General features: G+C 67.1%; 20 protein-coding genes. 6 read left to right on the top strand and 14 right to left on the bottom strand.

Going from position 1 to position 21,580, the window contains the following annotated elements:
- Window positions 1-38: 38 nt before the first annotated feature.
- Both I6H87_RS10935 and I6H87_RS10930 read right to left on the bottom strand, forming a co-directional pair.
- On the bottom strand, window positions 39-1,496 hold the full coding sequence (locus tag I6H87_RS10935) for a malonyl-CoA decarboxylase domain-containing protein (protein ID WP_011615941.1): 1,458 nt from the start codon (window positions 1,494-1,496) through the stop codon (window positions 39-41).
- Window positions 1,497-1,562: 66 nt separating this feature from the next.
- Window positions 1,563-2,282, bottom strand: coding sequence for a GntR family transcriptional regulator (locus tag I6H87_RS10930; RefSeq protein ID WP_011615942.1), 720 nt, complete (start codon window positions 2,280-2,282; stop codon window positions 1,563-1,565).
- Window positions 2,283-3,098: 816 nt separating this feature from the next.
- Here I6H87_RS10930 and I6H87_RS10925 point away from each other — a divergent pair.
- Together I6H87_RS10925 and I6H87_RS10920 are read left to right on the top strand one after the other, a co-directional pair.
- Complete coding sequence (locus I6H87_RS10925) at window positions 3,099-4,193, top strand: YjgN family protein (protein ID WP_011615943.1); 1,095 nt, start codon at window positions 3,099-3,101, stop codon at window positions 4,191-4,193.
- 29 nt (window positions 4,194-4,222) lie between these two features.
- Entirely contained in the window at window positions 4,223-5,242 is a 1,020-nt protein-coding gene (locus I6H87_RS10920; RefSeq protein ID WP_011615944.1) for a M48 family metallopeptidase, read from the top strand.
- A gap of 15 nt (window positions 5,243-5,257) precedes the next feature.
- On the opposite strand, the gene lgt is transcribed toward I6H87_RS10920, so the two are convergent.
- Together lgt and I6H87_RS10910 are read right to left on the bottom strand one after the other, a co-directional pair.
- Window positions 5,258-6,076, bottom strand: a complete 819-nt coding sequence (gene lgt, locus I6H87_RS10915) for a prolipoprotein diacylglyceryl transferase (protein WP_010814932.1) — start codon at window positions 6,074-6,076, stop codon at window positions 5,258-5,260.
- Window positions 6,077-6,148: 72 nt separating this feature from the next.
- Window positions 6,149-7,093, bottom strand: coding sequence for a LysR family transcriptional regulator (locus tag I6H87_RS10910; protein WP_041687497.1), 945 nt, complete (start codon window positions 7,091-7,093; stop codon window positions 6,149-6,151).
- Between the two features lie 168 nt (window positions 7,094-7,261).
- Here I6H87_RS10910 and ilvD point away from each other — a divergent pair, with 168 nt between their 5' ends.
- The gene (ilvD, locus tag I6H87_RS10905; protein ID WP_010814934.1) at window positions 7,262-8,935 is read left to right on the top strand and encodes a dihydroxy-acid dehydratase; all 1,674 of its coding nucleotides are present in this window, start codon (window positions 7,262-7,264) and stop codon (window positions 8,933-8,935) included.
- A gap of 102 nt (window positions 8,936-9,037) precedes the next feature.
- On the opposite strand, the gene I6H87_RS10900 is transcribed toward ilvD, so the two are convergent.
- From I6H87_RS10900 to I6H87_RS10890, 3 genes are read right to left on the bottom strand one after another with little or no spacing between them, the layout of a single operon-like run.
- On the bottom strand, window positions 9,038-9,523 hold the full coding sequence (locus I6H87_RS10900) for a hypothetical protein (protein WP_010814935.1): 486 nt from the start codon (window positions 9,521-9,523) through the stop codon (window positions 9,038-9,040).
- Window positions 9,520-9,954, bottom strand: a complete 435-nt coding sequence (locus tag I6H87_RS10895; RefSeq protein WP_010814936.1) for a DNA polymerase III subunit chi — start codon at window positions 9,952-9,954, stop codon at window positions 9,520-9,522. Before I6H87_RS10895 ends, I6H87_RS10900 begins: the two co-directional genes overlap by 4 nt.
- Window positions 9,955-9,988: 34 nt before the next feature.
- Window positions 9,989-11,527, bottom strand: a complete 1,539-nt coding sequence (locus I6H87_RS10890) for a leucyl aminopeptidase (RefSeq protein ID WP_011615946.1) — start codon at window positions 11,525-11,527, stop codon at window positions 9,989-9,991.
- A gap of 187 nt (window positions 11,528-11,714) precedes the next feature.
- Here I6H87_RS10890 and lptF point away from each other — a divergent pair, with 187 nt between their 5' ends.
- From lptF to I6H87_RS10875, 3 genes are read left to right on the top strand one after another with little or no spacing between them, the layout of a single operon-like run.
- On the top strand, window positions 11,715-12,842 hold the full coding sequence (gene lptF, locus I6H87_RS10885) for an LPS export ABC transporter permease LptF (protein ID WP_011615947.1): 1,128 nt from the start codon (window positions 11,715-11,717) through the stop codon (window positions 12,840-12,842).
- The gene (gene lptG, locus I6H87_RS10880) at window positions 12,839-14,005 is read left to right on the top strand and encodes an LPS export ABC transporter permease LptG (RefSeq protein WP_011615948.1); all 1,167 of its coding nucleotides are present in this window, start codon (window positions 12,839-12,841) and stop codon (window positions 14,003-14,005) included. The genes lptF and lptG overlap by 4 nt, the downstream gene beginning before the upstream one ends.
- A gap of 13 nt (window positions 14,006-14,018) precedes the next feature.
- Window positions 14,019-14,411 (top strand): sirohydrochlorin chelatase, encoded by a 393-nt coding sequence (locus I6H87_RS10875; RefSeq protein WP_011615949.1) that lies wholly within the window; start codon window positions 14,019-14,021, stop codon window positions 14,409-14,411.
- An 80-nt stretch (window positions 14,412-14,491) separates the two neighbouring features.
- Here the strand turns inward: I6H87_RS10875 and cobA are convergent, their stop codons facing one another.
- The 7 genes from cobA to I6H87_RS10840 are packed head-to-tail and all read right to left on the bottom strand — an operon-like array spanning window position 14,492 to window position 21,509.
- On the bottom strand, window positions 14,492-15,292 hold the full coding sequence (cobA, locus tag I6H87_RS10870; protein WP_010814941.1) for a uroporphyrinogen-III C-methyltransferase: 801 nt from the start codon (window positions 15,290-15,292) through the stop codon (window positions 14,492-14,494).
- A 27-nt stretch (window positions 15,293-15,319) separates the two neighbouring features.
- On the bottom strand, window positions 15,320-16,624 hold the full coding sequence (locus tag I6H87_RS10865; RefSeq protein ID WP_010814942.1) for a sulfate adenylyltransferase subunit 1: 1,305 nt from the start codon (window positions 16,622-16,624) through the stop codon (window positions 15,320-15,322).
- Window positions 16,625-16,649: 25 nt separating this feature from the next.
- Complete coding sequence (gene cysD, locus I6H87_RS10860) at window positions 16,650-17,615, bottom strand: sulfate adenylyltransferase subunit CysD (protein WP_010814943.1); 966 nt, start codon at window positions 17,613-17,615, stop codon at window positions 16,650-16,652.
- An 11-nt stretch (window positions 17,616-17,626) separates the two neighbouring features.
- Window positions 17,627-18,430: a phosphoadenylyl-sulfate reductase gene (locus tag I6H87_RS10855; protein ID WP_011615950.1), complete on the bottom strand. Its 804-nt coding sequence runs from the start codon at window positions 18,428-18,430 to the stop codon at window positions 17,627-17,629.
- Complete coding sequence (locus I6H87_RS10850; RefSeq protein WP_011615951.1) at window positions 18,427-19,008, bottom strand: DUF934 domain-containing protein; 582 nt, start codon at window positions 19,006-19,008, stop codon at window positions 18,427-18,429. The genes I6H87_RS10855 and I6H87_RS10850 overlap by 4 nt, the downstream gene beginning before the upstream one ends.
- 16 nt (window positions 19,009-19,024) lie before the next feature.
- The gene (locus I6H87_RS10845; protein ID WP_010814946.1) at window positions 19,025-20,707 is read right to left on the bottom strand and encodes a nitrite/sulfite reductase; all 1,683 of its coding nucleotides are present in this window, start codon (window positions 20,705-20,707) and stop codon (window positions 19,025-19,027) included.
- Window positions 20,708-20,735: 28 nt separating this feature from the next.
- Entirely contained in the window at window positions 20,736-21,509 is a 774-nt protein-coding gene (locus I6H87_RS10840; protein ID WP_010814947.1) for a sulfite exporter TauE/SafE family protein, read from the bottom strand.
- Window positions 21,510-21,580 lie beyond the last annotated feature (71 nt).

Genomic DNA, 21,580 nt, shown 5'->3' with positions numbered 1-21,580 from the left:
CCGCGGGTGCGGGGGCGACCCGCGTGACCGGACCAGGGTCACAGCAGCTTCCCGACGCTACGGCTGATGCGCGGGTTGCCGGCGCCCAAGCGTGCCAGATTGTCATCCAGCGCCTCGGGCACGTAAAGATAATTGACCATCATCCCGCAGCTCTGGCTGCGGCCTTTGCGCGACAGGTCGGCGCCCCAGTTCAGCCGCTCCACGCATGCCCCGTTGCCCAGGTGGAAGCGCGCGACCGGGTCGGCGGGCATCGACTGGTTGCGCTCGCGCACCAGGAAATGCGCGGCCAGGGTCATCGCGGTATCGCGGATCACGGTATCGGCGGCGTCCGGCACCAGCGCCTCCAGCCACCCGGCGCCGTCCGCTGGCGCCTTGCCGTGGCGCTCGCTCCAGCGCGCCAGGCGCTTGTCGCCCAGCACGCGCGCAACGGCATCGCCGTCCTGCTTGCGCAGCCAGTCGGCAAATCCGGGGATTGGTGAGAGCGTGGCGAACTGATTCACTTTTGGGAATTCACGCTGGACCTCCTCGATCACGCGCTTGAGCAGAAAGTTGCCGAAGCTCACGCCGCGCAGGCCCGCCTGCGTATTGCTGATCGAATAGAAGATGGCCCACTTGACGCGGCGCAGGTCTTCCAGCGGCGCGGCTTCATCCAGCAATGTATGGACATTGGCCGCCATCTCCGGCGCGAATGCCACCTCGACAAAGATCAGCGGCTCGCGCGGGATGCGCGGGTGGAAGAACGCAAAGCAGCGGCGGTCGGAATCGAGGCGGTTGCGCAGGTCGGTCCATGAGGCGATTTCATGCACGGCCTCGTAGCGGATCAGCTTTTCCAGCAGCGATGCCGGCGAATCCCAGGTGATCGGCTGCAGCTCCAGCAGGCCCACGTCGAACCAGTTGGAGAACAGCGCCTCGAGATCGTCGTCAAGCGGGCGCAGCCCTGGCATGCGGCGCTGCCAGCGCAGCATGTCGGCGCGCAGCTGGATCAGGAAGTGCAGGCCGCAGGCGCTGTTGCCGCGCTGGCCGTGCAGCGCGGCCAGCCGCTTGAAGAAGCGGATGCGCGCATTGGACAGGGCCTGGGCCAGGCCCGAAGACGCGGCCTGCGCGCGGGCGGCGCGCGCGCCCTTGTCGCCGTCGGCCCCGGCCTCTTCGCTGCCCTTGCCGCCGCTGCTGGCGACTTCGGCCAGCACCGCCAGCATGCCGCGCCGGGTGGCCTCGCCAGCAGCCTCATACTCGGCCTGCCATGCCTGCGCGGCGGCATTGGCGGCGCCATCGGTCAGGCGCGCGTCGAAGCAAAGCCGCAGCTGCTCGCGCTGGCGGCGCACCGCGCGCGCCGCCAGCGGCGCCTCGCCATCGACCGGCGTTGCCGGGGCCTTGGTGTCGCCCTCGCCCTTGCGTCCCCACCAGCGGCCCAGCCGCGACAGGAACTTGGAACCTGCCGGCTCGCTTTCGCCCAGCGGCGCACTGATCTTCTGGTCACCCGTGTCGAAGGAATTCATGCGGTACCTGCCTTGATGCATCGATCTGAACGTGGGAAAAACGTCGGACTGGGGTTGCGGCGCCGGCTACTCTTCGGCGCCGGCTACGCGCAGCACCGGCGGCGCGCGCACGGCCTGGGCCTCGGCTGCGCCGGCGGTGGCGCCGGCATCCAGCGTCTTGAGCGCCGCGCGCTGGCGCAGCAGGTGGGTCTTCATCATCGCCTCGGCGCCTTCCGGGTCGCGGGCCTTGAGCGCGGCAAACACGGACAGGTGCTCGGCGCAGGATTCCTGGATCCGGCCCGGCAGCTTCAGGCTCTTGTGGCGCGACAGCCGCAGCACCTTGCGCAGGTCGCTGATCAGGCCCGACAGCCAGCGGTTGCCGGCCAGCCGCTGGATCGATTCGTGGATCTGGAAGTTGGTTTCGTAGTAGGCGTCGATGTCGCCCGCCTGCGCATAGCGCGCCAGGTCGGCATGCAGGCCGTCCAGTGCGTCCAGGTCGGCGCGCGTGGCGTTGCGCGCCGCCTCGTAGGCACAGCGCCCTTCCAGCAGTGCCATCAGCGGGAAGATCTCGTCCAGGTCCTGCTCGGACAGCTCATTGACGAAGCAGCCGCGCCGCGGCTCCAGCCGCACCAGGCCTTCGGCGGCCAGCACCTTGAGCGCTTCGCGCAGCGGCGTGCGCGAGATGCCAAGCGTTTCGGCCATCGCGCTCTCGTCGATCCATGCGCCGGGCACGAGCGTATGCGCGTCGATCATGGCGCGCAGCCGGTCTGCCACTTCCAGGTACAACGCCTGCTGGACGATGCGCATACTTCCCCCGGGTCGGATCGCGTGACCGATGCGTCCCGGTCACGATCTGGCGTCGGCCAGGGCAGATGCGCCCGGCCAGCCATAATTCATAATTATGGATTAGGGTGCGAACGATACAAGGAATTTCGATGCTGCTCTGCAACAAGCAGTAGCGATGGTGGCTGGTGGTCGACCGGCAGGTGCGGTCTGTGAGGATGCGGCGCGGGGTGCGGTATGAGGTGCGGCGGGCGTTTCCATGCCTCCCTGCAAGGAAACACCCGCGCCTGAAAATTACTGCAGTACTGCTTTTCATCGTCGGCGGATACTTGCAAAAATATCTGCCGCGTGGGTCCATGGATTGCCGGCGCTGGCCCTGCGCCCCCCTTTTTGAAACGCGCTTGTTGCGCGGATTTTCCCGTCGCCCTGGCTTTACGTGAAGTGCCGGCAAGTGCGGCCTGTCGGCCTTCACTCCCTCCCTGGCACTTCCGTTGGCGGCTGTGGCTTGCCGCTCATCTTTGTAACAATCAAGATAGCGATTTACGTGCCAGCGGGACTAACCCCATGATTTCATTGGCAACACGCATTCAGAAGTTGTTACAGAATACGTCTAGTGTAACAGGATGTTTCTAGATTGTTACGAGGGTTTTCCCACATTTTCTTATACGCCTGCCCGCCTGGCGGCAATGGCATATGCAGATTGTGCCGTGGTCGCTATTTATCAGTGCGAGAATGTGAGCGCATCGCCGCAAGTGCCCGAACTGAAGTGGTTGCATTCCTGAAACTGCGGTCGAGGCCGCAATCCTTACTGTCGCTTTCCACACACACTGGAGCTCCGCCATGCAAGCTGGCAGCGATTTCACCCTGGCCGGCACCCCGGCAGACGAGACACCGGCGCCTGCCGAGCCGCGCTACGCCGTGCCGCGGGCGCTGGGCCTGTCCTTTACCGGATCAGGTTCGGAATACTTCCGTATCTGGATCGTCAATGCACTGCTGACCATCGTCACCTTCGGCATCTATTCGGCCTGGGCCAAGGTGCGCACGTTGCAGTATTTCTATCGCAACACGCGGCTCGACGGTGCGAGTTTTGACTACCACGGCAAGCCGTCCGCGATCCTGAAGGGCCGCGCCATCGTGTTCGCGCTGGTGCTCGCCTTCCAGTTCGCCTCCACGGTCTCGCCCTTCCTTGCGCTGGCGATGCTGGTGGCGCTGCTGGCGGTGTTCCCCCTGCTGCTGGTGCGCTCGTTGCGTTTCCGCATGGCCAACTCCAGCTACCGCGGCCTGCGCTTCGCCTTTACCGGCGGCGATGCCGATGCCTACAAGGTGTTCGTGCTGTGGCCGCTGGCCGCAGTGGCCACGCTGGGCCTGCTGGGGCCGCTGGCGCACCAGCGCTTCAAGCGCTACCAGCACAACCACACCCGCTTCGGCACCGCGCCGTTTGCCTTCCATGCCGGCGCGGGCGATTTCTACGGCGTCTACCTGCGTGCCTTCGGCGTGATGGTCGCGCTGGTGGCGGCCGCGGCACTGGCCGGCTTCATGCTGGGCGCGACCGCGTCGGGCCAGGCGGGCATGATGTTGTCGTTCGGCATCGGCGTGACCGGTTTCTACCTGGCGCTGCTGGCCGTCAGCCCTTACGTGATGGCACGCTTGCAGAATGTCGTGTGGAGCCACACCACGCTGGCGCCGCATGCGTTCCGCAGCGAGGTGGGGGCCGGCCGCATGGTCTTTATCTTCGTCACCAACCTGATCGCGATCGCGCTGACGCTGGGCCTGTACCTGCCGTTCGCGCGGGTGCGTTCGGCGCGCTACCGGCTCGAATGCGTGACCATGCTGGCGGCGGGCCCGCTCGACACCTTCGTGGCCGGCGAGGCGCAGCAAGTGGGTGCGCTGGGCGATGCGGCGGTAGACTGGTACGACATCGACATCGCGCTCTGAACACGCCGTGCGCTGACCCGGCCCGCACCATGATCCCAGTCACCTTCTTCGATGGCCGCTCGTCGCGCGCGCATCCGGCCACGCTGGCCGTTGAGGCGCAGCAGGCCGTGCTGCGCGACGACTCCGGCGCCGAGCTGCGGCGCGCGCCGCTGTCGGACGTGCGCGTGTCCGAGCGCGTGCGCCGCGCGCCGCGGCTGGTCACCTTTGCCGACGGCGCCTTCTGCGAGATCACCGACCACGCCGCCTTCGACCACCTGCTGGCCGCCACCGGCCATCGCGACAGCCTGGTGGCGCGCGCGCAGAACAGCTGGCGCCTGGCCGGCCTGGCCGTGGCGGGGCTGGTGGCGGTGCTGGTGCTGGGCTATTACGTGCTGCTGCCATGGGGCGCCGGCATCATGGCGCGCACGGTGCCGCCCGAGGTGGAGGCCCATCTCGGCAAGCTGACGCTGGCGAGCCTGGACAACGGCATGGTCAAGCCGACGCAGCTGCCGCCCGCCGAGCAGCAACGCATCCGCTCGGCCTTCGCGGCGCTGAAGCGCCCGCGCGATGCCGGCCACGACTACCAGATCCTGTTCCGCCAGGGCGGCGAGATCGGCGCCAATGCGCTGGCGCTGCCGGGCGGCACCATCGTGGTCACCGACGAACTGGTGAGCCTGGCCGGCACCGGTGCCGGCATGATGGGCGTGCTGGCCCATGAAGCCGGCCATGTCGCCAACCGGCACGGCATGCAGCAGGTGATTCAGGGGTCGGCGCTGGCGGCGCTGTCGGCCTACCTGTTCGGGGATATCTCGACGGTGCTGGCCGGGGTGCCGGCCGCGATCCTGACGCTGCGCTATTCACGCGACCACGAGCGCGAGGCCGACGCCTTTGCGATCGAGGTCATGCAGCGCAACGGCCTGCCGCCCGCGGCGCTGGCCGAGGTGCTGGTCAGGCTGGACAATCGGCGCGGGGCGGCGTCGGACGCCGAGCCGGAACGCGGCCAGGACTTCATGTCGACCCACCCGCAAACGCAGGCGCGCATCGACGCCTTGCGCCGCGCCGGCAAATAGCGCGCCGACGGGTTCTCAGGCCACCGGCTGTGATGCGCCGGCGCCGGGCTGGCGCCGGTAGGCCCAGACCACCATGGCGATGCCGGCCAGGATCATCGGCAGGCTCAGCCACTGGCCCATCGACAGCTTTAGCGCCAGCAGGCCCAGGAAGTTGTCGGGCTCGCGCGCGAATTCCGCGGCAAAGCGGAAGGCGCCATAGCCGATCAGGAATACCCCCGACACCGCGCCCATCGGCCGCGGCTTGCGCGCGAACAGCCACAGGACGATGAACAGCGCCACGCCCTCGCCGGCAAACTGGTACAGCTGCGACGGATGGCGCGGGATGTTGTCGCCCGCCTGCGGGAAGATCATGCCCCACGGCAGGTCGGTGGCGCGGCCCCACAGCTCGCCGTTGATGAAGTTGCCGATGCGGCCGGCGGCCAGCCCGCAGGGGATCATCGGCGCGATGAAGTCGGTCACCTCCATCCAGTGGCGCCGGCGCAGTTTGCCGAACAGCCACATCGCCACGACCACGCCCAGGAAGCCGCCATGGAAGGCCATGCCGCCTTCCCACACCTTGAGGATCTCGAGCGGATGGGCCAGGTAGTACGACGGCTTGTAGAACAGCACATAGCCCAGCCGCCCTCCCAGGATCACGCCCAGCACGCCGAAGAACAGCATGTCGTCCAGGTCGCGCGTGGTCCAGCCCTTGGCCGCGATATGCGGCTGGCGGATGCGCAGGCGCCCGAAGCCCAGGAACATGATGAACCCGGCCAGGTACATCAGCCCGTACCAGCGGATGGCAAGCGGGCCCAGGTGGATGGCAACCGGGTCGAACTGGGGATGAATCAGCATGTTGGCGTGAATGGAGGTTGTAAAGGCCGCGGCCTGCGTATTGTCAGTGGCCTCGGTGACATTGGTGACGTGTCAGCGAGGGGCGGGCCCGGCTGCGCCTGCTTCTTGCGCGAGCGCGGTCGCAATATCGATGAACGAGCGCAGCACCGGCGCCACACCGGCGGACGCGCCGTCGCGCCAGACCAGCCCGGTCTCGATCTGCGGGCCGGCCTCGCGCAGCGCCAGGTAGGACACCCCGGTGCGGCGAAGGTTGCACAGCGAGGCCGGCACCAGCGCCACGCCCATGCCCGCCGATACCAGGCTGACGATGGTCTGCATCTGGATGGCTTCCTGCGCGATCACGGGCACCAGGCCCTCGCGCGCATAGTAGCCCGTAATGATGTCATAAAACGCCGGCGCGCTTCGGCGCGGGAAGATGATCAGCGGTTCATGGGCGGCCTCGCGCAGCGACACCGCGGCGTCGCCCGCCAGCACCGCGCCCGCCGGCCGCCAGCCGTCGGGCACGGCCAGCACCAGCGGCTCGCTCACCAGCGGCAGGTAGGCCAGCCCGTGCGGCATGGCCGGCAGCTGCGGCCGGATCACCAGGCCGGCGTCGATCGCCCCCTCCATCAACGCCTCGAGCTGCACGTCGCTGGTGGCCTCGCGCAGTTGCAGCTGCACCTCCGGGTGGCGCGCGCGGAAGCGCCGCAGCAGGTCGGGCAGGATGCCGTAGTCGGCGGTGCTGACAAAGGCCAGCGACAGCGACCCCACCTCGCCGCGCGCCAGCCGCTGCGCCAGCCCGGGCAGCGCCGCGGCATCGGCCAGCACGCGCCGCACCTCGGGCAGCCACTGCTGGCCGGCCGGCGTCAGCGCCACCGATCGCCGCGTGCGCACGAACAGCTGCACGCCGATTTCCTCTTCCAGCGCCTGGATCTGCTGCGACAAGGGCGGCTGCGTCATCGACAGGCGCCCTGCCGCGCGGCCGAAATGCAACTCTTCCGCCACAGTGACAAAGTAACGCAACTGCCGCAGGTCCAAACGCCCTCCTGATATGTTTTTCGACTCAATAAAGGTCAAATAATATATTTGACACTCCAAAACGCAAGGGTCATTCTTTGGCCCACAACATCGCCGCCGTGCGTTCGTGCCTCCAGGTCTTCGGGCGCAGCGCGGAGCGGCACTGAAGATCCCCGGAGATTCCCCACCATGGCATTCAACAAACGCTCGCAGAACATCACGCAAGGCGTGGCGCGTTCGCCCAACCGTTCGATGTACTACGCCCTCGGCTACAAGAAGGAAGACTTCGACAAGCCGATGGTGGGCATCGCCAACGGCCACTCGACCATCACCCCTTGCAACGCTGGCCTGCAGCGCCTGGCCGATGCGGCCATCGACGCGATCAAGGCCTCGGACGCCAACCCGCAGGTGTTCGGCACCCCGACCATCTCGGACGGCATGTCGATGGGCACCGAGGGCATGAAGTACTCGCTGATCTCGCGTGAAGTCATCGCCGACTGCATCGAGACTGCCGCGCAGGGCCAGTGGATGGACGGCGTGGTCGTGATCGGCGGCTGCGACAAGAACATGCCGGGCGGCATGATCGCGCTGGCGCGCACCAACGTGCCGGGCATCTACGTCTACGGCGGCACCATCAAGCCGGGCAACTGGAAGGGCAAGGACCTGACCATCGTGTCGTCGTTCGAGGCCGTGGGCGAATTCACCGCCGGGCGCATGAGCCAGGAAGACTTCGAGGGCGTGGAAAAGAACGCCTGCCCGTCGACCGGCTCGTGCGGCGGCATGTACACCGCCAACACCATGAGCTCGTCGTTCGAGGCGCTGGGCATGTCGCTGCTGTACTCGTCGACCATGGCCAACCCCGACCAGGAAAAGGTCGACAGCGCCGCCGAATCGGCGCGCGTGCTGGTCGAGGCGATCAAGCAGGACATCAAGCCGCGCGACATTATCACGCGCAAGTCGATCGAGAACGCCGTGGCGCTGATCATGGCCACGGGCGGCTCGACCAACGCCGTGCTGCACTACCTGGCCATCGCCCACGCCGCCGAGGTGGAATGGACCATCGACGACTTCGAGCGCATCCGCCGCAAGGTGCCGGTGATCTGCAACCTGAAGCCCTCGGGCCAGTACGTGGCGACCGACCTGCACAAGGCAGGCGGCATCCCGCAGGTCATGAAGATCCTGCTCAAGGCCGGCATGCTGCATGGCGACTGCCTGACCATCACCGGCCGCACGCTGGCTGAAGAGCTGGAAAACGTTCCCGACACCCCGCGTGCCGACCAGGACGTGATCCTGCCGATCGAAAAGGCGCTCTACGCCGAAGGCCATCTGGCCATCCTGAAGGGCAACCTGGCCGAAGAAGGCGCGGTCGCCAAGATCACCGGCCTGAAGAACCCGGTCATCACCGGCCCGGCGCGCGTGTTCGAGGACGAGCAGAGCGCGATGGAAGCCATCCTGGCCGACAAGATCAACGCCGGCGACATCCTGGTGCTGCGCTACCTCGGCCCCAAGGGCGGCCCCGGCATGCCGGAAATGCTGGCCCCGACCTCGGCCATCATCGGCAAGGGGCTGGGCGAATCGGTCGGCTTTATTACCGACGGCCGCTTCTCTGGTGGTACCTGGGGCATGGTGGTTGGCCACGTGGCGCCGGAAGCGTATGTGGGCGGCACGATCGCACTGGTGCAGGAAGGCGATTCGATCACCATCGATGCGCACAAGCTGTTGCTGCAGCTGAACGTGGCGGATGAAGAACTGGCCAGGCGCCGGGCCAACTGGAAGCAGCCGGCGCCGCGTTATACCCGTGGAGTGCTGGCGAAGTTCTCGAAGCTGGCGTCGACGGCGAGCAAGGGGGCAGTGACGGACTGATCTTCGTCCTGCTCAATAAAAAAGCCTGCGAGCGATCGCAGGCTTTTTTGTTTGCCGACGTCTGTCGAGACCCGCCGGTCCGCTCCAGCCCTTCAGCCGCCGTTAATCCTCCCCCGGCGTCTTCTCGATCTCCTCCAGCGTCGCATCCAGCCATTCCACCAGCCGCGCCTCCAGCGACTGGGTCAGCTCGCTGGCCAGTTGCGCCGTCAGCGGCGCCAGGCGCGACTGCAGCGTGGCTTCGGTATGGGCCGCCACGACCTGCGGCCATTCGGTGCGGAAGCGCATCATCACGCGCGTCAGCAACTCGGTGCGCACGGCGCGCAGGTCGTCCTCGCCCGGGGCGCCGCTATCTGCCGGCATCGCCGATGCCGGCGCGGCGCCTTCGTCCGCCACGGCGTCGCCGGTATCGCCGACATGCATGACCAGGCCCGAATCGGCCATGCCGAAGGTATCGATCACGCCCTCCTGCGCAGCGGCAGCCGGCGCTGCTGTCCCTGCGTCCGGCAGTTCGAACACCTCGGTCAGCAGCGGGATGCTGTCATTCGGATCGAGCCGCGGGATCACCCGCGAGGTGGTGCGTTCGCTCATGCGGCGTCTCCCTTGGGCTGGCCGATGTCGTGGTGCGTCAGCGGATAGCCGCGTTCGCGGTAGAAACGGTAGCGCTGGCGGCCGGCTTCGCGCGCGGCATCGCCCGCGCCCACTACCTCGATCAGCCGTTCGAAGCTGGCAAACTGCGCCGGGGCCTGGTCTGCCAGGTTGATCAGCAGCTGGTGGTGCGGCACGCCTTCGGTGGTGGCGGCCAGCAGGATCGGCGTGACCGCCGCATTGGGGCTTTCCAGCCCGCAATGGGGCAGGAAATCCAGCGCGGAGAAGGTCCACAGGCGCGCATCCAGGTCCGCCAGCTGCGCCGGCGCCCCGTGGATCACCACCTTCTGCCCGGCGCCGTAGGCCTTGCGGACCAGCCGGCAGACATAGCCGAGCACGTCCGGCACGTTGCTGTGGAAATCGATGCGCGTCATGGACCCTTGCTGCCTCTGTTGCCTGCCGCCGCCATCAGGCCGCGCGGTCCATCAGGAACTGCGCCAGCAGCGGCACCGGGCGGCCGGTGGCCCCCTTGGCCGCGCCGCTCTTCCAGGCGGTGCCGGCGATGTCCAGGTGGGCCCAGTCGTATTTCTCGGTAAAGCGCGAGAGGAAGCACGCCGCCGTCACGCTGCCGGCCGGGCGGCCGCCGATATTGCCCATGTCGGCAAAGTTGGACTTGAGCTGGTCCTGGTACTCGTCGTCCAGCGGCATGCGCCAGGCGGTGTCCATGGCGCGGCGGCCGGCCTGCAGCAGGGCATCGGCAAGCGCGTCGGAGCGCGCGTACAGGCCGCTGTTGATGTGGCCGAGCGCGATGATGCAGGCGCCCGTCAGCGTGGCCACGTCGATCACCGCGGCCGGCTTGAAGCGCTCCACATAGGTCAGCGCGTCGCACAGGATCAGGCGGCCTTCGGCGTCGGTGTTCAGGATCTCGATGGTCTGGCCGGACATGCTGGTGACCACGTCGCCCGGCTTGGTGGCGATGCCGCTGGGCATGTTCTCGCAGGTCGGCACCACGGCGATGACGTTGAGCTTCAGGCCCATCTCGGCCACGGCCTGGATCGTGCCCAGCACCGAGGCGGCGCCGCACATGTCGTACTTCATCTCGTCCATGCCCTCGCCCGGCTTGAGCGAGATGCCGCCGGTATCGAAGGTGATGCCCTTGCCCACCAGCACCACCGGGGCCTGCTTGGCGCCGGCGCCGTCGTAGCGCAGCACGATGAACTGCGGCGGCTCTTCGCTGCCCTTGGTCACGGCCAGGAAGGCCCCCATGTTCAGGGCCTCGATCTGCTTGCGGCCCAGCACCTCGGCCTTGAGCTTGTGGCGCTTGGCAATGCCGCGGGCGGTATTGGCCAGGTAGGTCGGCGTGCAGATATTGGACGGCAGGTTGCCCAGGTCGCGCGTCAGCTCCATGCCGTTGGCGATGGCGGTGCCGCGCACCACGGCCTGGGTGGCGGCGCGGGCATTGCCGGTGTCGACCGCGATCACGACCTTGCGCAGCGAGGACTTGTCGTTGCCGTTGGGCTTGCCGTTGGCATTGGCGCGCTTCAGGCCCGGATGGCGCTCCAGCAGCCGATAGCCGGCTTCGCGCACCAGCGTGATGGTGGTGATCACCGCCCAGGCGACATCGCGCTGCTGCGGCGCCTGTTGCGCCAGGCACCACAGGGCCGAGGCCGCACGCGTGGACGACAAGGCACGCACGGCGGTGCGGACCGCGTCGGCAAAGGCCTTGTCGCTGAAATCGGCTTCCTTGCCCAGGCCCACCAGCAGCACGCGCGCGGCGCCCACGCCGGCCACCTCATGCAGCATCAGCTGGGTGCCGCGCTTGCCTTCGAAGTCGCCCTGCTTGACCAGCCGCCCCACCAGGCCCTTGGTGGCCACGTCCAGTGCCTTGGCTACTCCGGCCAGGTTCTGGCCTTCGAACAGGCCGACCACCAGGCAGTCGGTCTTGGTCGCCAGGAAACCATTTTGGCCGGCTTTGCTCCAATCCAAGGCTTTTGTGCTAAATTCCATCGCGCTTCCTTCCAGGGGCTCGTTAGACACGAAAGCCTCCATTATCCGCGATTTTTATCCCGCGACCTGCCGCCGCTGATACGCCCCGGTCACGCTGACAGCATGCTGTGCTGCCAGCCAGCTGTTCTGCCAGGCACCTCGCACGGCACATCGCCCGCTCCGGCCGGCAGCCCGGAACCGAACCCGCATGATCCTTCAACAAGCCCTGCGACGCGAGCTTGCCTACACCGCCGGGGCGGTGTTCCTGGTGATGCTGACCTTCATGCTCACCTCGCTCGTGATCCGCATCCTGGGAATGGCTGCCAGCGGCAAGGCCAGTCCCAACGACGTGCTGATGCTGATCGGCCTGGCCACCATCGGCTACCTGTCGATCCTGCTGTCGGCCACGCTCTTCATCTCCACCCTGATCGTGCTGACGCGCTGGTACAAGGATTCGGAGATGGTGGTGTGGTTCTCGGCGGGCATCTCGCTGCGCGAACTGGTCAAGCCGGTGCTGCAGTTTGCGGCACCCTTCATCGTGCTGGCGCTGCTGCTGGGCATGTTCGCCTGGCCCTGGGCCAACCAGCAGAGCGCGCTGTTCCGCGACCGCTTCGAGCAGCGCGGCGTGATGTCGATGATCGCCGCCGGGCGCTTTATCGAGCCCGCCAAGGCCAACTATGTGCTGTTCATCGAGGGCATCGACGCCGACATGAAGCATGCGCGCAATGTCTTCGTCGCCAACTCCGAGGCCGACAAGATCGGCGTGGCGCTGGCGCACCAGGGCAAGTTCGAGACCATGCCCAACGGCGACCGCCTGGTGGTGATGGAAAACGGCCGCCGCTACTCGGGCATGCCCGGCCAGATCGACTACCGCATCGTCGAGTTCGAACGCTACGCGGTCAAGGTGGACAACAAGGCTCCCGAGTCCGAAGCCAAGCTGCCACCCAAGAGCCGCGACACCATCGAGCTGATCCGCAACCCCACGCGCGAAAACCTGGGCGAGCTGATCTGGCGCATCTCGCTGCCGATCCTGGCCTTCAACTTCGTCATGATCGCAATCCCGCTGGCCTACGTTAACCCGCGCCTGGGCCGCTACACGCCGCTGGTGTTCGCGGTGCTGATCTACCTGACCTACAGCAACCTGATCAACCTGACGCAGTCCTGGGTGCGCTCGGGCGCGATCCCGTTCTGGCTGGCGTGGTGGCCGATCCACCTGGCGGTGTTCCTGGGGGCGCTGCTGCTGTTCCGCTACCGCCAGAACCGCAGCCTGGGCGGGTGGCGCGCCGTGTTCGGCCTGCGCAGGCGTGATGCCGCGGCCACCGGAGGCCGGGCATGAAGATCCTGCGCGTCTATGAACGCTACTTCGGCCGGCTGGTCTATGGCGTGTTCGCCTTCATCCTGTTCGCGGTGCTGTCGCTGTTCGTGTTCTTTGACATGCTCAACGAGCTGGAGAATGTCAACAACCAGTACACCTCGCTGGTGGCGCTGTTCCACGTCCTGCTGCAGGCACCCACGCGGGTGTATGAGGTGCTGCCGATCGCGGTGCTGATCAGCGCGATCTATGTGTTCTCGCAGCTGGCCAGCCAGTCCGAGTACACCATCTTCCGCGTGGCCGGCCTGAACACGCGCCAGGCGCTGTTCTCGCTGTTCAAGCTGGCGGTGCCGCTGGCCATCGTGACCTTTATCTTCGGCGAGTTCATCGCCCCCCGCGCCGAGCAGTACGCGCAGAAGATCAAGCTCGAGGCGATCGGCGCAACCGTGTCGTCGGGCTTCCGTTCCGGCGTCTGGGTCAAGGACCGCGACAAGGATGCCGCCACCGGCGGCGGCGAGATCACCCGCTTCGTCAACGTGGCGGGGTTGCGGCCGGACCAGACCATCACCGGCATCACCATGTATGAGTTCGACCCGCAATACCGCCTGCGCATGATCCGCGTGGCGCAGGAGGGGCGCTACCAGGGTGGCCAGTTGTGGGAGCTGCAGGGCGTCAACGAGACCCGCTTCATCGAACTGGCGTCCCCGGCCCAGGGCGCGAAGCCGGCACGCGATTCGCTGGCCCCGGATTTCCGCGCCGAGCAAGTCAAGTTCCCGCGCGTGACCATGCATTCCGAGCTGACGCCGCAAATCCTGTCAGTGCTGCTGGTGACGCCTGAGCGGATGTCGACGCTGGACCTGTTCCGCTATATCCGCCACCTGCGCGACAACAAGCAGGACACGCAGCGCTATGAGATCGCCTTCTGGAAGAAGGTGATCTACCCGCTGACGCTGTTCGTGATGATGGCGCTGGCCCTGCCCTTCGCCTACCTGCACGCCCGTGCCGGCGCCGTCGGCGTGAAAGTGTTCGGGGGCATCATGCTGGGGTTGTCGTTCCACTTGTCGAACACGCTGTTCTCGCACGTCGGCCTGCTGCATACCTGGCCGCCGATCATCTCGGCACTGGTGCCAGGTACGCTCTACCTGATGGTGGCGCTGCTGGCGCTGCGCTGGGTGGACCGGCACTGAGGGGCGGGCTGCCATGACCGCACCCACCCGGGCCCTGGTCCTGTTTGCGCATGGCGCGCGCGACGCGCGCTGGCGCGAGCCGTTCGACCGCCTGCAGCAGAAGGTGGCCGCTGCCCTGCCCGGGTGCGAGGTGCAGCTGGCGTTCCTGGAGCTGATGACGCCCGCTCTGCCCGACGCGCTCGCCGACCTGGCAGCGCGCGGCGTGTCCGACGCCACCGTGGTGCCGGTGTTCCTGGGCCAGGGCGGCCACCTGCGGCGCGACCTGCCAGCCTTGCTCGACCAATGCCGGCAAGCGCATCCCGGGCTGCGCATCCATTGCGCGACGGCGGCAGGCGAGGCCGATGCGGTGCTGGATGCAATGGCCGCATACTGCGTTGCCTCAATGCCCGCAAGCGGCCAGCCCTGAGCAGAAATGTGGTCCCCGATGAAAAAAGCCCTGTGCCGGCATGCCGGTACAGGGCTTTTTTCTAGTGGCGCGCAGCGCGCTCAGGCAGCGCGCGGCGTCTGCACGACGGTTTCACCCACGCCTTCGCGCGGCGTTTCGGTAGCCCGCGCAGCCAGCGCCGCCCCGATCATCAGCAGGCTCGGCTGCACCGGATCGATCCAGGCAGCGGCCTCGCCTGCTGCCATTCGGCCCAGCGTGAATTCACGGCTACGCTGCCGCGGCGTGCTGGCGGCTTCCACCACCCACGCCGGCGTCGACGCCGGCTTGCCATGCGCGATCAGCTGCGCGGCAATCGACGCCGCCTGGTCGCGGCCCATGTAGTAGACCAGCGTATCGGCCTTGACCGCCGCTTCGATATCGGCCGAGCCCTCGCCATCCGCAGCCTTCGCCTGCGTGGCAAACGCCACGCTGCGCGACACACCGCGCTTGGTCAGCGGCTTGCCGATCGCCGAAGCAGCCGCCAGCGCCGCAGTGATGCCCGGCACCACTTCATACTCGATGCCAGCGGCTTCCAGCGCCTGCAGCTCCTCGTCGGCACGGCCGAACAGCATCGGGTCGCCGCCCTTCAGGCGCACCACGCGCTCGTACTTGCCGGCCAGGTCGACGATCTGGCGGTTGATGAACAGCTGCGCGGTGGAGCGCTGCCCGCAGCGCTTGCCCACCTCGACCAGCTCGGCCTGCGGACACCAGGCCAGCATCTCCGGCGCTACCAGTGCATCATGCAGCACCACCTGGGCTTCGCCCAAAAGCCGTGCACCGCGCACCGTAATGAGGTCTGCCGCACCGGGGCCTGCCCCGATGAGGAACACCTTGCCGTAAGTCTTCTGCGCCTGCTTGTCCATCTGCTGCCCCTTTCCTGCCGTTACCGATCAGGAGAACGCACGGATCATGCCTGCGGCCACCGTGTGGTTGGTCGCTTCGTCGATCAGCACGAAGGCGCCCGTTGCCGGGTTGTCGCCGTAGGCATCGCACACGATCGGCTTCTGCAGCGAGATCTGCACCGAACCGATGTCGTTCAGGCGGATATCGTGGCGACCGGTCTCGTGCGACAGCGTATGCACGTCCAGCACGCGGTCCACCGCCGACACGCGCGCGAACACGCTGGCCGTGGTGTGCTTGAGCACGTACTTGCGCGCCGGGTTCAGCGATTCGTCGTCGAACCAGCACAGGTCGGCCTGCAGCTTCTTTGCCGAAGCCGTGGTCGCATCGGCGGCAACGAACATATCACCGCGTGATACATCGACGTCCTCGGCCAGGCGCACCGTGACGGTATCGCCGACGTTGGCCGATTCAGCGGCACCATTGGGCGTCAGCACTTCAGCCACCACGGCTTCGCGGTTGGCCGGCAGCACGCGCAGCTTCTGGCCCACGCGCACGGTGCCGGCTTCGATGCGGCCGGCATAGCCGCGGAAGTCGTCCGACTGCGAACCGTCCTGGCGGATCACCAGCTGCACCGGGAAGCGCAGCGCGGCGTCATCCTCGGGTGCGGCCTCTTCCACCGGCAGTTCTTCCAGCAGCGGCAGCAGCGGCTCGCCCTGGTACCAGGCCATGGCATCGCTCTCATGCACGATGTTGTCGCCGCGCAGCGCCGACACCGGCACGTAGCGCACGTCCTTGAGGCCCAGCTGCTCGGCCAGTTCGGTGTAGGCGGTGCGGATCTCGTTGAAGCGCTGTTCGCTGTAGTCGACCAGGTCCATCTTGTTGACGGCAACGATCACGTGCCGGATCTCCAGCAGCTTCAGGATCGCCGAGTGGCGCTTGGTCTGCGCCAGCAGCTCGGCACGGCCGTCGGTGACGGTGACGCGGGTGGCATCGACCAGCACGATGGCCGCGTCCGCGGTCGAGGCGCCGGTGACCATGTTGCGGGTGTACTGCTCGTGGCCCGGGGTATCCGCGATGATGAACTTGCGGCGCGCGGTCGAGAAGTAGCGGTAGGCCACGTCGATGGTGATGCCCTGCTCGCGCTCGGCCTCGAGGCCGTCGGTCAGCAGCGAGAAGTCGATCTGCTCGCCGGCGGTGCGCTTGTTCTTGGCGTTGGCCAGCGCGGTCAGCTGGTCGGACAGCACGGCTTTGCTGTCGTACAGCAGGCGGCCGATCAGCGTGCTCTTGCCGTCGTCGACGGAGCCGGCGGTGATGAAGCGCAGCAGGCCTTGATGGGTTGCTTGGTGAGTCATGTCTGGATCCTTTGCTGCGTGCGGCTTAGAAGTAGCCTTCCTTCTTGCGGCGTTCCATCGAGGCTTCGCTCGTCTGGTCGTCCATGCGGGTAGCGCCGCGCTCGGTGATCTCGGTCACCGCGGTCTCGGCGATGATCGCTTCCGGCGAATCGGCAACGCTGGCCACCGGGCAGGTGCAGCTGATGTCGCCGACGGTACGGAAGCGCACCGACAACACTTCGCTGACGTCGCCGTCCTGCTTGGGCGTGATCGGCGTGACCGGCACCAGCAGGCCGTTCTTGCGCACCACTTCGCGCTGGTGCGAATAGTAGATCGGCGGCAGCGCCAGCTTCTCGCGGGCGATGTACTGCCACACGTCCAGCTCGGTCCAGTTCGAGATCGGGAACACGCGCATCTGCTCGCCCTGCGCCATGCGTGCGTTGTACAGGCTCCACAGCTCGGGGCGCTGGGCCTTGGGGTCCCACTGGCCGAACTCGTCGCGGAACGAGAAGATGCGCTCCTTGGCGCGGGCCTTCTCTTCGTCGCGGCGGGCGCCGCCCATCAGCGCGTCGAACTGATGCTCGCCGATGGTTTCCAGCAGCGTCACGGCCTGGGCCGCGTTGCGCGAATCGGTTTCCTTGCGCAGGCGCACGGTGCCGCGCTTGATCGAGTCCTCGACATGGCCCACCACCAGGCGCGCGCCCAGCTCAGCCACGCGCTGGTCGCGGAAGGCGATCACTTCCGGATAGTTGTGGCCGGTGTCGATATGCACCAGCGGGAACGGCAGCTCGATCTTGCGCTCGCCCAGGCGGAAGGCCTTCAGCGCCAGGTGCAGCATCACGATCGAGTCCTTGCCGCCCGAGAACAGCAGCGCCGGGTTGCGGCACTCGGCCACCACCTCGCGGATGATGTAGATCGACTCCGCTTCGAGGCGGTCGAGGTGATCGTTCTGTACTTGCAACAGGTGCGCCACGCTGCTGGTGGCTTCTGCGATGTCGTTCATGATGCCCATTTTGTCCGGCCTCAATGCTTGATGTTCTGTTCGTGGAGCCCGCACTCTTTCGAGTCCTTGCTCTCCCACCACCAACGTCCCGCGCGCACATCCTCGCCCGCGCGCACGGCACGCGTACACGGCTCGCAGCCGATGCTGGGGTAGCCCTTGGCATGCAGGTCGTTGACGGGCACGTTGTGGCGCTTCAGGTAGGCCCACACTTCGGGCTCGCTCCAGTCCGCCAGCGGATTGAACTTGGGGATGCCGCGGGCTTCGTCCTGTTCCTCGAACGGCAGCTCGGCGCGCGTGACCGCCTGCTCGCGGCGCTGGCCGGTCAGCCAGGCGTCGGCGTGCGAGAGCGCGCGGTTGAGCGGCTCGACCTTGCGGATGCCGCAGCATTCCTTGCGCAGCTCGACGCTGTCGTAGAAGGCGTTGAGCCCGTGCTTCTTCAGGTAGTTCTCGACGGCCTCGGCGTCCGGCGTGAACTGCTCGATGCTGTAGCCGTAGTGCGCCTGCACCTTGTCCAGCACCGCCAGCGTCTCGGCGTGCAGGCGCCCGGTCTGCAGCGTGAACACGCGGATGCCGGCGCGCACGGCTTCGGTGCCGCGCAGGATCGCGTCGGTCAGCACCATGTCCTCGGCCGCCAGGCTCGAGGCAAAGCGCGCGCGGAAGAAGCGGCCGGCGATGCCCGCCAGGCGCTCGCCCAGCTCGCGCTCCTTCTGCTCCAGCGCGGCAATGCTGCCGGTGTATTCCGGCGCAACCCACAGCGCAGGCGGACGCATCGCCGACGCCGCACCGGCGTCGACCACGGCGATTTCGCTCAGCACCGTGCTCATGCCGTTTCCTTCGGTTGCGCGCCAACCTCTGCCCGCGCGCGGCGGAACAGCGGCAGCGGCTCATCCACCGAAGCCTGGTAGGTCACGGTGAACTCGGTGAAGCCCTTGATGGCGTCCTCGATGTTCTTGTCGGCGCGCACCGCGAAGGCATCGAAGCCGCAGCGCTTCATGAAGTTGAGCTGGTCGCGCAGCACGTCGCCGATGGCGCGCAGCTGGCCCTTCCAGTGGTAGCGGGTGCGCAGCAGGTAGGCCGTGGAAAAGCCGCGGCCGTCGCGGAACACCGGGAAGTCCACCGCCACCAGCGCCACGCGCGCGAAATACGCCTCGGCATCGCCCGGCTCGTCTTCCGGGGCCAGCCACACGCCGGTGCGGGCCGCGTCGCGGCCGGCCAGCAGCGCTTCGTTGGCCTTGAACACCGACAGCGGGAACAGCACCGCGTCCTGGCTTTGCACGGCCGCTGCGATCTGCTCGTCGGTCAGCGGCTGCTCGGCGGTGCCGCGCAGCACGGTCCAGCCGTCATCGACGATGACGGGGGCGACGGTAGCGCCATCCTGTTGCAGTTGAATGATCTTTGCCATGTTCAGTCTCCGGTCCTCAGGCTTCAGCGCGCTCGCGCGGCTGCTTGTCGGCATAAACGCGCTCCTTGAACGGGGCGATGCCGATGCGGGACAGGGTTTCGATAAAGCGTTCGTCCTCGATGCGGTTGGCAACGAAGGTGTCGATGATGCGGGTCACCACCTCGGGCATTTCCTCGGCGCTGAACGACGGGCCGATCACCTTGCCCAGCGCGGTCTGGTTGCCCTGGGCGCCGCCCAGCGTGACCTGGTACCACTCCGAACCGTCCTTGTCGACGCCCAGCACGCCGATATTGCCGACGTGGTGGTGGCCGCAGGCGTTGATGCAGCCCGAGATGTTCAGCGAGATCTCGCCCAGGTCATAGACGTAGTCGAGGTCGTCGAAGCGGTCCTGGATCGCCTGCGCGATGGGGATCGACTTGGCGTTGGCCAGCGAGCAGAAATCGCCGCCCGGGCAGGCGATGATGTCGGTCAGCAGGCCGATGTTCGGGGTAGCCAGGCCGGCCTTCCTGGCCAGTTGCCAGAGCGCGTACAGGTCCTGCTTCTTCACGTCCGGCAGGATCAGGTTCTGCTCGTGCGCGACGCGCAGCTCGCCGAAGCCGAACTGGTCAGCCAGGTCGGCCACGGCTTCGATCTGCGCGTCGGTGGCGTCCCCCGGGGGCGAGGCCACGCCCGGCTTGGTCGACAGCGTCACCGCGGCGTAGCCCGGCACCTTGTGGCCGTGCACGTTGCGACTGACCCAGCGCGCAAAGGCCTTGTCTTCCAGCAGGTGGTTCTCGTACGAAGCATCGGTGTCGGCCAGCTTTTCATAGGCGGGCGGCGTGAAATACTGCGCCACGCGGTCGAACTCGGCCTGCGTCAGCGTGGCCGGGCCGTCCTTGCTGTGCTGCCACTCTTCCTCGACTTCCTGCGCGAACTTCTCTGCGCCGATGGCCTTCACCAGGATCTTGATGCGCGCCTTGTACTTGTTGTCGCGGCGGCCATAGCGGTTGTACACGCGGATGGCCGACTCGACGTAGGACAGCATGTGCTGCCACGGCAGGTCGTCCTTGATGATCGTGCCCAGGATCGGCGTGCGGCCCAGGCCGCCGCCGGCCAGGATGCGCAGGCGCGTTTCGCCTTCGGCGTTCTTGTAGGCGTAGATGCCGATATCGTGCATCTGCACCACGGCGCGGTCATTGGCCGAGGCCGAGATGGCGATCTTGAACTTGCGCGGCAGGAAGGCGAACTCCGGCTGGAAGGTGCTCCACTGGCGCAGCAGCTCGGCCAGCACGCGCGGGTCCACCGACTCGTCCGGCGCGACGCCGGCGAAGTGGTCGGTGGTGATGTTGCGCACGCAGTTGCCCGAGGTCTGGATGGCGTGCATCTCGACGCTGGCCAGCTCGGCCAGCACGTCGGGCACGCGCTCCAGCTCCATCCAGTTGTACTGGATGTTCTGGCGCGTGGAGAAGTGGCCATAGCCGCGGTCGTACTCGCGCGCGATATGGCCCAGCTTGCGCATCTGCTTCGACGACAGCAGGCCGTACGGAATCGCCACGCGCAGCATGTAGGCATGGCGCTGCATGTACAGGCCGTTCTGCAGGCGCAGCGGCAGGAATTCTTCCTCGGTCAGCTCGTCGGACAGGCGGCGGCGCACCTGGTCACGGAACTGGGCGACGCGCTCGGCGACGATGCGCTGGTCATATTGGTCGTACTGATACATGGCGGGGTCCGTTCAGTATTCGTTGAATTCAGGAAACGAGCTTGATGGCGACCAGCGTCAGCGTGGTCGCCAGTGCGGCACGCACCAGCCGTTCGGGCAGCGCCCGCGACAGTTGCGCGCCCAGCCAGATGCCGGGGATCGAACCCACCAGCAGCGCCAGCAGCAAATTCCAGTCGACCGTGCCGAGCCATACATGGCCCAGCCCGGCAAGCGCCGTCAGCGGGACGGCGTAGGCAATGTCGGTGCCGGCCACTTCAGCCGGCTTCATATGGGGATACAGCAGCAGGATCAGCGTGGCGCCAACCGCGCCGGCGCCGATCGACGACACCGTCACCAGCACGCCGATCACGGCGCCGACCACGATGGTGGCAATGACCTGGGCGCGGCCGTGCAGCTGGAAGCGCGGATTGCGTTCCAGCCAGGCCAGCATCTGCTTGCGGAACAGCAGCGACAATACGGTCAGCAGCACCGACACGCCGATGGTCAGGCGGATCGCGTGCAGCCACTGGGCGTTGAGCTCGCCGGCGCTCTTCAGCACCAGGATGGCGGCCACAGCCGCCGGCAGGCTGCCGATGCACAGGCGCCGCACCACCTGCCACTGCACATGGCCGTGGGCACGGTGCGCGATGGTGCCGAAGCCCTTGGTGATGGCGGCGAAGGCCAGGTCGGTGCCAACCGCGGTGGCCGGCGAAAAGCCGAACAGCAACGTCAGCAGCGGCGTCATCAACGAGCCCCCACCCACCCCGGTCAGACCGACGAGGACGCCTACAAACAGACCGGAAACCGTATAGGCAACAGACATGGGGGACTCGGTGGGAACCTGGCCCGTGGGTCTCGCATCACAAAGTGGCTGCTGCGAGAGGACGCACTGAG

The organism is Cupriavidus necator, from assembly GCF_016127575.1.
Taxonomy (GTDB): domain Bacteria; phylum Pseudomonadota; class Gammaproteobacteria; order Burkholderiales; family Burkholderiaceae; genus Cupriavidus; species Cupriavidus necator_D.
Note: the sequence above shows the minus strand (reverse complement) of the source record. Positions and strands in the feature narration are given on the sequence as shown.